Here is an 11,742-nt window from a genome sequence, read left to right as displayed (position 1 = left end):
ACAGTTTTGAATCAATGGTCAATGAAAACAAAAGTAGCTGTAACAACGGACATCGTTAAAAGGTTCGAACGTTTTTCAGACGAAACTGTCTTGTTCGTTTTTGATCCTTTTTTGAAAAGCAATCAAAAAGTACGTGAAATGATTGCATATCTAGAACAAAAAAATCGCGTGATCACTTTTACGGAGATCGTGCCAGATCCGCCGATTGAAAAAGTGGTAACAGGCATGCAAATGGCTTTGCAAACTGAACCAACTGTTGTGATCGCAATTGGTGGTGGTTCAGCGTTAGACACGGCAAAAGGGATCATCTATTTCTATCAGAAGGTAGCAAAGCAATCAATCAATTATTTTGTTGCGATCCCAACAACGAGTGGCACTGGATCTGAAGTGACCAGTGCAGCTGTGATCACCGATACGGCAAACAAAATCAAATATCCGATATTTGCTGAAGAGTTGATTCCTGACGAAGCAATCTTGTCCATTGATTTTGTGATGACAAGCCCACCTTCGATCACGGCATACAGTGGTTTGGATGTCTTGACTCATGCCTTAGAAGCATTGGTCGCAAAAGGTCGAACAAATTATTCTTCTGCGCTTGCAGAAAAAGCAATCACGCTTGTCTTTTCGAATTTAGTTGAGTGTGTTAAAAATGGCCAAAATGAAGATGCACGCATCCAAATGCACGAAGCAGCAACACTTGCTGGAGTGGCTTTTGACAATGCTGGTTTAGGTGTTTGCCATGCTTTAGCACATCAAGTCGGCGCGCTTTTCAAAGTTCCTCATGGTTTAGCAAATGCGATGTTGTTACCACATGTCGTTTTAGCGAATGCCAAAGATTGGACGGCAAAGTCTTTATACGCTGATGTGTCAAGAAAACTTAAATTATGTACGAACGGTCTTTCAGACGAAGTGGCTGTGATCAAATTAGTAGATGCCATCAAGCGATTGAGTAAAGATTCTGTGGTGCCAGCAACATTGGCCGAATGGAACATCGAAGAATCAACAGCGATCAGAGCAGCGGAACAAGTAGCTGACAATGCGATGAACGATTTTACTTTCCAATCGAATCCAATCTCGTTTGATCGTACAAAACTAAAAGAAATCTATCATAAAATCGTTTGAAAAGGGGTACAAAAATGGATAATACAGTATTAGGTGAATTTATTGGAACGTTAGTCTTAACACTTTTCGGTTGTGGTGTTGGTTGTAGCATCAACTTGAAGAAGACTTTGGCCAAAGCAGTTGGTGCCAATTGGGTATTAGTTGCGTTTGGCTGGGGTGTTGCCGTAATGTTAGGGATTTATTCTGCGGGTTACTTTGGATCGCCAGGTCATTTGAATCCTGCGGTTTCGATTGCTTTTGCGATTGGCGGACTTTTTGAATGGAATATGGTTGTACCATTTGTTTTAGCGCAATTTGCAGGTGCTTTTTTAGGTGCATTGATCGCTGCAATCTCATTTATGGCTCACTTTAAAGAAACCGGACCAGATGAAGGAAACTCCGTAGGCATCTTTGCTACAGGTCCAGCAATCGACGCATCTATTGCGAATGTCATCAGTGAGATCATTGCAACATTTGCATTTATCTTCACCTTATTGTTACTTCCAGCGGGAGACTTCCCAGGAGGATTCCAACCAGTTGTTGCATTGTTCTTGCTAGTAGGGATTTCATTTTCATTTGGTTCGACAACAGGCTACGCGATCAATCCAGCGCGTGACCTTGGTCCGCGTTTGATGTATACATTGATGCCGTTACCAAATAAAAATACTGACTATAACTGGAAGTACGCATGGGTACCATTAGTAGGTCCGATCGTTGGTGCAACGATTGCTGTGCTTTTAGTAAACGTTCTGTAAAAGATTAGATTGAGGGGTAAAGCATTGAAAGAATTAATTATTGCAATCAATTCAGGAAGTTCTTCGTTAAAGTTTCAAGTCTATGAGTTTCCTGAAGAAAAAATGATCGCCAAGGGATTGTTCGAACGAATCGGGTTAGCAAGCTCCATGGATTTGACGTATTCTTTAGACGGTGGTAAAAGCAGTCGCTCAGTTAAAGGTGAAACACATGAAGATGCAGTCAAGTATTTACTAGATTTTTTATTGGAAGAAAAAATCGTTGCTGATTTGTCAGAAATCACTGGTGTCGGCCATCGTGTCGCTCATGGTGGAGAATTCTTCAAAGGGTCCTGTATCGTTGAGGATGAATCATTGAAAAAAATCAAATCGCTTTCTCATTTAGCACCGTTGCACAACCCAATCAACATCATGGGGATCGAAGCGTTCAAAAATAATTTGCCAGCTTGTCCGCAAGTGGCTGTTTTCGATACGTCATTCCACCAAACAATGCCAGAAGAAAACTATCTTTATCCAATTCCTTATAAATTATATGAGGAAGCGGGAATTCGCCGTTTCGGATTTCATGGGACAAGTCATCAATTTGTGGCGACGGAAGCTGCCAAGTCTTTAGGTAAAAAGCTTGAGGATTTAAAAATCATTTCCTGTCATTTAGGGAATGGGGGGAGTATTTGCGGGATCAAGAATGGCCGGTCTGTTATCACTAGTATGGGATTCACTCCTTTAGCAGGTATTATGATGGGTACTCGCTGTGGCGATATCGATCCTTCCATCGTGACCTATCTAGGCAGAGAAAAACAGATGAGCTTCGCAGAAATCGAGCAGATGATGAACCAAGACTCAGGATTCAAAGGAGTTTCTGGCATCAGTAGTGATGCTCGTGACATCGAAGAAGCTTTTGAGCAGGGCGATCCAAAAGCGGTTTTAGCAATGAACATGTTTTGTGGTCGCGTAAAACAGATGATCGGTGCTTACGCTGCTGAACTAGGCGGACTTGATGTGTTGATTTTCACGGCTGGCATCGGAGAGAACTCGCCAATCATTCGTCAACTATCTTGTGAAGGATTGTCATTGTTTGGCATAACTGTTGACGAAGAAAGAAACAATACAAGACAAGCAATTGTCAGTCAAGAAAATGGTCGAGTGGCTGTCATGATTGTACCGACGAATGAAGAACGTATGATTGTCCGTGAGACGAATCAATTGATTTCGAAATAAAATAGTCGATCAACCTCCTTATGAATACACGATGTAAAACGCATTCTAAAAGACTTTAAAAAGCTTTTAGAATGCGTTTTAAAGCTGATACATTTGTTTTACAAGCAGTGGAAAAGACCATTAAAAGTTTTCAGCAGATGACAACCAATAGTGAGACAAAAGGACCCATTCTACGTATTGATTTAGATGGGTCCTTTTTCTCTGATGTCAAGTAAAAACTAGTCGGATCGGGCTATAGTTATTTCTAGGAGTGTAGCCCTTATAAGCATATCTTGACTAGTCTGCTACTGTCAGCTGGCGATGATTTTTAATGCTCGCTAGTACGTTTTCTTGCTGCTTTTCAAAGGCTACTGTAATTTGAAAAAAATCCTATTTGTAAAATCATTAAATTCAATAAGCGTATCGTCACCAATCGGAACGAGCAATGCGACTTTGCCTTTGTCCGTACCACCTTCGTATAAATCTTTGTTCCCAAATTCTTCGTTGCCTAAGTAGCTATAACTTTCTTGGTTGACTTCTTCTCCAGTTGAACTAACTGGTACGAATCTAGAAAAAGCGCGATATGGCTCATCTTGGCTCCCTTTATTGACAGTTAGCTCTGCATCAAAAACTACCCATTCTTTTCCTTCTGGTGCTGGTTCATTGTACTCATCCATGCTGATCATATAATTATACGCTTCTTCACCACGGACAACGTTACTGATGGTTAAGGAAATATTTGTATCGATTTCTTCATATTCGTCATCATAATAAACAGTGTCGAACGTGATCGGGTTGTCGAGGGGCACAGGGTTTGAGCGTTTGCCAAAAGCAGAATCACCTGACGCGTCATCCGAGCCGCTTAGTTCAGTTGAGTTATCAGTGATATCTACGAGAGATGAATCATCTGTTGCGTCTTTATCAGTTGTGGAGCTGTCTGAAGAAGTAGAAGATGTTGCTGTTTTACTTTTATCATATGGCTTCAGAACAATTTTTTTATCTTCCTCGTTATCTTTGGTAGGTGTGAGAATAATATTTTTATCTTCTTTTGTTACTGTATACTTGCCTGTTTCCCCGTCGTTTTCCCAGGTCATGATATTTCCTTCTAATGTGTATTCAAACTTATGTTGAAATTCTTCAAGCATGCTTTTCGCAAATTCTTCACCCAAGGCTTCCCATTCATTGGTAGCGGTCGATTGGTAAGAAGAAGGATCAATGCGAAACGATACCACATGATTTGAGAAAGAGGCAATCATGTCTACTTCCTCCAATTCTTCAATCAGCCAATCATTGGCTTTCAGGTCATCAACACTGACTTGCTTTCCACAGGCAGCTAGAAATAGTAGAACGAACAATAACACGGAACGACTAACGATTTTTTTCATTTTTTTCCCCCAAAAAATTATTTTCACTACTATGTAAATGTAGTAGTTACCAAAAATGGTTAACACAAGGTGCGGTTAGAAAACGTATTCAATTTGTGATGAACGAGCTTTTGTATCTAATTTTTTGTCGCTTCATCGAAAACACACTAATATTATATCTTTATCTAATGAATAATACAAGACGTGATAATATTACGTTGGTTTTTTATACTTTAAAAAAATGGAGAATATGTAAAGTAGTGTGAAATTATTGTTGTTTAGGATTTTTTGATGTTAAATATATTTGAAAAATAGAAGCTTGTTAAATAAGTTTACATTAAAAAATAACAATGAAATGTAAAGTTAAAAGATTACCTATGGTATAATCAATATCTAAGCACTTGATACTGGAGCAATATTTAGTATGTAGGAGAATTGCAATGAGAGAAAAGGACAAAAGAAGTGAATTGTTGAGTATCGGGGAAATGGCGAAAATAACCGGTGTCAATATTAAATCGTTAAGATATTATGAACAAGTCGGAGTGTTGTTGCCGGTATACATCAATCCAGATTCTGGCTATCGCTATTATTCCTTAGCCCAAGTGAGCGCGGTCGAGCTGATTCAAGCATGTGTAGAGATTGGTTTACCATTAAAAGAACTGCATCGCTTTAGTGATCCAAATAATTCCATCGATTATCTATCTTTTTTATCATATAGTGAAGAATTGATGAAGCAAAAAATCGAGTTACTTCAACAAAACTTAAAAGGGATGCAAGAGGTCAAAGAGGAAATCAAATTATTAAAAAAATACAGACATTCTAAAAAGCAACATATTCGTCAATTGTCAGAAAAGTACTTATATGTTTTTCCTTACCAACCGACTGATAACAAAAAGACTCTTTATACAGAAGCAGCCCATTTGTTTGATCGCTCAATGGAAGCGGGGTATGAGCCTTTATATGATTTTGGCATTCTCTATGAATTTATTGATAAAGACGTGCAGCAGTATATGTATATAGAGATCAAGCCTACAAAAAATGTCGGTAACAATATCAAGATTTTACCTAGTGGAGAATACGTATGCCGATTTAGTCCTAAAAGTTACGGTGAGCGCCTTCCAGAGTTGTTTCCAGAAATCTTTGAAAAAAAAGCGGCAGTTCTTGCGATTGAAGCAGAAGCTTCCACTGGAACATTAGAAGAAATCGTTTATGAGATTCGCGTTTTCAGTGATGGAATGAATGATTGAAAAATCCGTCATCACTGAACAAACGACGAAAAGTCAAATGTTGAAGTAACTAATCATGCTGACCTACAATACAAGTTTTATTATAGTTGATTGGTTTCGTGAGGGTTTCAAATAAAATCTATCGTAAAACGGCATAATAGCGAATCAACAATACAAAAACTGATTTCGATCGACGATCAAAATCAGTTTTTTATTCATGTTACCTATAATTTGTTGTGAAAGTTCTATGCTTTGTTCATATACCCATGTTTAAGAAAGCGTTATCATTTTTGTGTATCAATTAAATTTAGGGGGAGCGGAGATGAAGAATAAGAAAAAAATAGCAGTCGGACTCTTTTGTGCAGTAGTAATATCAAGTGCAATTGGTAGTGGGACAACGTATCACGCAGAGACTAAAACGTTTGATTACAAAGAAACAGAAGCAGCAACTTATCAACGAGGAATGGATAATCAGCCGGAATCGTCTTACTGGTTTCCTAAAGAATTGTTAGAATGGGAATTTTCTAAAGATCTGGATGCACCTTATAACGTCAGTAAAGTGCCTTTAGCAAAACGGATCGATAAAAAGGCACTGACAACTTCAAATGACACGCAAACACCAGAAATGAAAGTGGTCGCTTTGTCGATCATGAATAGCAGTACAAGTGGGAATGCGCCTAGAGGTATCAATACTTTTGATGCCAATGTATTTTCCAATTGGCAATATATCGACCAACTTGTGTATTGGGGTGGTTCGTCTGGTGAAGGGATCATTGTACCGCCAAGTCCTGATGTCATTGATGCGGCCCATAAAAATGGTGTGCCAGTATTAGGGACAGTTTTCTTTCCGCAGTCCGCTCATGGCGGTAAAATCGAATGGTTGGATACATTCTTGCAAAAAGATGAGGACGGTACCTTTCCTTTAGTTGATCAATTGATCGAAGTAGCTACTCGATATGGGTTTGATGGCTGGTTTATCAATCAGGAAACGGACACACTAGTCACAAGTTTTGATGATGCAAACAATCAAAAAAAGGTAGAAGGGGCAAATACAGCAGGAGGATTGAGTAAAGAACATGCGGATTTGATGCAAGAATTCATCAAACAATTCAAGCAAAAAGCAGCAGCTTTAGAAATCATGTGGTACGATTCGATGACTTCGGAAGGGAAGATGGATTGGCAAAATGCGTTGACAGATAAAAACCAAGCGTTTTTAGTCGATGCGGAAATGAATCCTGTAGCTGATAGCATGTTTTTGAATTTTTGGTGGAATACCGATCGTTTAGCGAGTCAAGAATTATTGAAAGCTTCAAAGAAGAAAGCCAATGAATTAGGGATCGATCCTTATCAATTATATGCGGGAATCGATGTCCAGCAAAATGGGTATGATACCCCAGTGAACTGGCGGCTATTCACAGATGAAACTGGCACTCCTTATACTTCATTAGGACTGTATGTCCCGAGTTGGACCTACACATCAGCAAGTGATCCTGCTGATTTTCAACGTCGTGAAATGCGTTTTTGGGTCAATGAACAAGGTGATCCAACGAAAGGGAAGGCACCGATAGAAAAAGAATGGCCTGGGATCTCTACGTATGCAGTAGAGCAGAGCGCTATTACCAGCATACCTTTTGTAACGAATTTTAGTGTGGGAAATGGGTATAGTTACTTCATTAATGGAAAAAAAGTATCTAATCTACAGTGGAATAATCGCAGTATGCAAGACGTGATGCCAACGTATCGTTGGATCTTTGAACATCAAGGAGAAAATCAATTAGCAGTTGAGATGGATTATGATGAGGCGTTTCGTGGCGGAAATTCTTTGCTTCTTAAAGGGAGTATGGTGAACGAGGCAACAAGCACAATCAAACTGTATCGAATGGATGGAATCATTTCCGATAAAACTTCTATCACAACAACGGCAAAAGCAACGAGCATGAGCCAACTTGACTTAGTTTTAGAAATGGCTGACGGACGAAAAGAAATCATCTCGGCAAGTGAACCAATCGGTCGGGATTGGACGACTGTCAGCTATGATGTCAGTCAGTTGGCAGGAGAAAAAATCAACACACTCTCTTATCAGCTTGCTTCTTCAGAGACTCAGTCCGATTACGCGCTACACTTGGGTCAATTAGCACTGACAGAGGGAAAGGAACTTCCAACCACAAAAGTTTCGGGACTGACGCTTGAAGATGTTGCATTTGATGAAGAAGAAGGGCGATACGCTGGCATACGACTTGCTTGGGATGAGACGAAGAGTCAAGCAAGCTATTATGAGATCTACCGGTTGAATCCTGATAACTCAAAATCTTTCTTAGGAGCAACACCAGCTGCGAATCATTATATCAATGCCCTTGAGCGAACCTTAGACACCACGCAAACAAAATTGATTGTCGTGCCTGTTGATGTGCTGGGTAATCAAGGTGAACCTTCAGAGGTCGTTTCTTTTGATTGGCCGGATAATAAAGTGCCGAGAGCTGATTTTACTGCTTCAAGAACGTTAGCCGCTCCAGGGTCAGCGATTACTTTTACAAACACATCATCTTTAAATACCGAAACAGTTACTTGGGAATTTGAAGGTGGGGATATTACGACAAGTCATGAAAATTCGCCAGTTGTCACTTACCACAAAGAAGGTGTTTATAAAGTCAAATTAACGGCAAGCAATCAAGCAGGGGAGACACCTGTCGAAAAAGTCGGTTTGATCACAATTTCTGATAAAGTACCAACTGAGTTGCCGCTGTTATCACGAGACGCGAAAGCGACCGCTTCTTCTTACACCAATGAAGCGGAAGCACCTCATTTTGCAATAGATGGCGACTTGACGACTAAGTGGTGTGCAACGGGTACGCCGCCACACGAATTGACACTTGATTTAGGGCATGTTCAAACCATTAGTGAAGTTCGTATAGACCATGCGCAAGCAGGTGGAGAAAGTCCTGATATGAATACAAAAGCATATGTGATCGAACTAAGTGAAGATGGAGAGATATATAAAGAAGTCGCCAAAACTACCAATAATACGGCGAGTAGCTCGGTCGAGACTTTTGCGGTACAATCTGCACGATATGTCCGATTACGTATTGACAAACCAACACAAGGATCAGACACTGCAGCAAGAATCTATGGATTTGAAGTATTTGGATTGCCAGAATTATTACAATAGCTTGGTGGTATAAAAAGCGTATTTGTCATCCCATCAGTTCTATCATTTAATATAATTGAGATCCACTTCATTATAAAATAAGCGTCACCCTTTTCGAAACCATAAAAATGATTTTCGAGAGGTGGCGCTTATTTTTAACTATATTTCTAATGCAGTTTTCGTTGCCTTTACATAATCAAACGAGTTTTATTTATTAAGGTTGGAACGTCGTTTTTTTTCATAGAACGTCAATCCAGCAATAATCAATACTACAACAAAGTATGTTGTCCAACTAATCACATTAAAAAGTAATAAAGCTAATCCAATGATCAAACATAATAGTAAAGTCCATACGGTTAGATTCTTTTCCATATCAAATTGAAAACATGGAGACAGCCATTTTTTCTATCACGTGAAGAGTGAACTGTCGCTGTTTTCATTTCTAAACCTCCTTGTAAACGGCTTCTAAAGACAAAAATATTTTTTTATCTTGAAAAAGAAATTTTAGCATAAAGCAAAAAAGATTGTAAGGATTAGTTGAAGATTAGTGCCAATAGGGTCATTATTCCAGTTGCTGAAAATAGGATCGAATAATTTAAAAAAGAATATTCTTAAGAATAAGCTAGGATCATCCGATCATCATATGTAAAATAAGAGAAGAGTTTCGTCACGCATATAAAATTTAAGACACCTACTTTGATCTTTCAAGTAGGTGTCTTATTGTGAACTAGAGTTGCAATCGTCCATTCGAGGTTTTCACTCCTATGCGGATTTTTTAAGTTCTTGCACTGCTTGTTCGATCGTTACACCAGTCGCTACACGATTGCTATCTTCTTTGTCGAACACGACGAAAAGATTTAAATCGGTATTAAGAGTGACACGATATTGTAATTCTTTGTTATAGAATGTCATAGTCATTCTCCTTTCTTATTGTTCTGTTGAAAGGCAACGATACGTTGATAACGAAATTCCATAACTATTATAGCACAGATAGTTGAATTGAATCAACTGTATTTTTATTAAATAATAATGATTATTATTTAAAGGAGATCATTGACACAAAAAAATTGGATTATTTAAGTGAAAAGAAAGGATAAGAAGATGTACACTAAATTATAAAGTTGATAAGAAAAAAGCAGTATACGAGATCGATAGCGATCTCGTATACTGCATAAATTATTTTAGTAACATTTTTCGCAAGGGGTCAATCCGCGTGCCAATGCTTCACTCATTGTCGCAGGATAGTAGTCACCGTTACCACACTTATGCGTATGGTACTTTGCTCCAGTTCTGGTAACTAAGACTTGTGCTTCATTCGCTTGTGCTTGTTGCGCTTGAGCTGCGGCTGCTTGTTCTTGTGCCACGCGTTGGGCTTCTGCTTGTTCAGCGGCTACACGAGCTTCTTCAGCGATACGCGCTTGTTCCGCTGCCTGTGCTTGTGCTGCCTGTTCTGCTTCAAGACGAGCTTGTTCTTCCTGTGCTTTCTTTTCTGCTTCAAGACGAGCTTGTTCTTCTTGTGCTTTCTTTTCTGCTTCAAGTTTTGCTTGTTCTTCTTGCGCTTTCTTTTCCGCTGCTAGTCGTGCTTGTTCTTCTTGTGCTTTCTTTTCTGCTTCAAGTTTCGCTTGTTCTTCTTGTGCTTTTTTCTCAGCTGCTAATTTTTCTTCTTTCTTTTTCTCTTCTAATTCTTTTTTTTCAGCCGCTTCTCGTTGGGCTTTATCTTCACTGGATGTTGAAGTGGTTTCCGAAGTAGCAGTATCTACTTTTGACGCTTGATTGGTACCAGATCCGCAAGCGCTACTGATTAGTAGTAAACCGAATAAAGCACTAAATAAAATGAGATGGCGCTGCCAAGTTTTTCCATTTCTTTTACTTGATCGGCTAAATAGATGGAGACCAAGTATCAAACTGATTAATCCTAACAATAACAACAATAAATTCATTTTTTCCTCCTGTTTCTACAAAAAATAGATCGCTTTCATACAAAGCTCCCCCTAATAAAAGCGATTGGTTTTATTTACGGCGCTTGACCGTATTCTCTATGTCGGAATCGAACCGACGAAAGCCAGTTAGAGAGTGTAGATAAATCAAAAAAGAATAGTAGTACAAGAAAGCGCAACGTTATAATTATATAAAGAAATAATAACAAACAAACTTTATTTTATCATTAAGATGAACATAATAACAGAGAGTTTTAATGGATGATGATTTTTTTAATATTTGTTTTTTTAATGTAAAAAATGTTATATTTGATGAAGAAAAGTATCGTTTTGATATCATAATCGTTTGAATATAAAAATTAACCAAGAGTTCATATGAAAAAAAGAGTGAGGATGAAAAACTGGGTAGAGGAGGAGATAATATGCGCATTTTGTTTATTAATGCAAGCCCGAACAAAGAGGGGATGACCGTTAAATGGGGAGAAAAAATCTTAAAAGATATCGACTATACGGTCCTGCATTTAGTTGATTATTCGATCAATCAGTTAGGGCAGATGACCGAAGAGGATGAATTTGACAAAGTCATGGGAGTAATCAAACAAGCTGACGTCTTGGTGATTGGTACACCTATCTACTGGTGGGATGTGACCGGTCTGTTAAAAACATTTATTGATCGCTGGACGGATCTATTTGAGTATGGGTTAGACACACCAGAGGCTCCTTTGTATCAAAAATCTGTTTTCTGGTTTGTTCAAGGATCTGCTGCAGAAGAAGCTATCAGCGGAATTAGACAAATGTTGTCAAATGTGAGTGAGCGTTTTTTGATGCAGGAGTTAGGGATGATTTATCAAAAGAAAGACATTACTTCATCTAATGAACGAATCAAACAAATGAGATAAATAGAGAAATTGAAAGTACCGAGGGTTTATAGTTGTGTTTTATGAAAGGGCATGCTATAGTATAAAAGTAATCTATTTTGAAACGTAATTTGAGCTATAAGTTAAACATTATAAGACTCCT

Annotated in this window: 9 protein-coding genes; 6 read left to right on the top strand and 3 right to left on the bottom strand. The window is 38.6% G+C overall.

The window, feature by feature from the left end:
* The first annotated feature begins 6 nt into the window (after positions 1–6).
* The 3 genes from IGJ19_RS07440 to IGJ19_RS07430 are packed head-to-tail and all read left to right on the top strand — an operon-like array spanning position 7 to position 3,071.
* On the top strand, positions 7–1,122 hold the full coding sequence (locus tag IGJ19_RS07440; RefSeq protein ID WP_260697531.1) for a 1-propanol dehydrogenase PduQ: 1,116 nt from the start codon (positions 7–9) through the stop codon (positions 1,120–1,122).
* 14 nt (positions 1,123–1,136) lie between these two features.
* Positions 1,137–1,856 (top strand): MIP/aquaporin family protein, encoded by a 720-nt coding sequence (locus IGJ19_RS07435; protein WP_430603534.1) that lies wholly within the window; start codon positions 1,137–1,139, stop codon positions 1,854–1,856.
* Between the two features lie 24 nt (positions 1,857–1,880).
* Positions 1,881–3,071 carry an acetate/propionate family kinase gene (locus tag IGJ19_RS07430; RefSeq protein WP_430603532.1) on the top strand — a complete coding sequence of 397 codons (1,191 nt, stop codon included), beginning with the start codon at positions 1,881–1,883 and terminating at the stop codon, positions 3,069–3,071.
* Between the two features lie 347 nt (positions 3,072–3,418).
* Here the strand turns inward: IGJ19_RS07430 and IGJ19_RS07425 are convergent, their stop codons facing one another.
* The gene (locus IGJ19_RS07425) at positions 3,419–4,435 is read right to left on the bottom strand and encodes a hypothetical protein (RefSeq protein WP_071867449.1); all 1,017 of its coding nucleotides are present in this window, start codon (positions 4,433–4,435) and stop codon (positions 3,419–3,421) included.
* 419 nt (positions 4,436–4,854) lie between these two features.
* Here IGJ19_RS07425 and IGJ19_RS07420 point away from each other — a divergent pair, with 419 nt between their 5' ends.
* Together IGJ19_RS07420 and IGJ19_RS07415 are read left to right on the top strand one after the other, a co-directional pair.
* Positions 4,855–5,661, top strand: a complete 807-nt coding sequence (locus IGJ19_RS07420; protein WP_074799093.1) for a MerR family transcriptional regulator — start codon at positions 4,855–4,857, stop codon at positions 5,659–5,661.
* 301 nt (positions 5,662–5,962) lie between these two features.
* Positions 5,963–8,806 (top strand): endo-beta-N-acetylglucosaminidase, encoded by a 2,844-nt coding sequence (locus IGJ19_RS07415; protein WP_430603529.1) that lies wholly within the window; start codon positions 5,963–5,965, stop codon positions 8,804–8,806.
* 741 nt (positions 8,807–9,547) lie between these two features.
* Here IGJ19_RS07415 and IGJ19_RS07410 read toward each other — a convergent pair.
* Together IGJ19_RS07410 and IGJ19_RS07405 are read right to left on the bottom strand one after the other, a co-directional pair.
* Positions 9,548–9,697, bottom strand: coding sequence for a hypothetical protein (locus tag IGJ19_RS07410; protein WP_010735353.1), 150 nt, complete (start codon positions 9,695–9,697; stop codon positions 9,548–9,550).
* Between the two features lie 269 nt (positions 9,698–9,966).
* Positions 9,967–10,725 carry a hypothetical protein gene (locus IGJ19_RS07405; protein ID WP_430603528.1) on the bottom strand — a complete coding sequence of 253 codons (759 nt, stop codon included), beginning with the start codon at positions 10,723–10,725 and terminating at the stop codon, positions 9,967–9,969.
* 419 nt (positions 10,726–11,144) lie between these two features.
* Here IGJ19_RS07405 and IGJ19_RS07400 point away from each other — a divergent pair, with 419 nt between their 5' ends.
* Positions 11,145–11,621, top strand: coding sequence for a flavodoxin family protein (locus IGJ19_RS07400; protein ID WP_074799090.1), 477 nt, complete (start codon positions 11,145–11,147; stop codon positions 11,619–11,621).
* The last annotated feature ends 121 nt before the right edge of the window (positions 11,622–11,742 follow it).

Origin of the sequence: Enterococcus sp. DIV1368b, from assembly GCF_050529595.1 — a bacterium.
In the GTDB taxonomy this organism is placed as follows: domain Bacteria; phylum Bacillota; class Bacilli; order Lactobacillales; family Enterococcaceae; genus Enterococcus_B; species Enterococcus_B mundtii.
The sequence above is the reverse complement of the archived record's forward strand: the minus strand, read 5'-3'. Positions and strand labels throughout refer to the sequence as shown.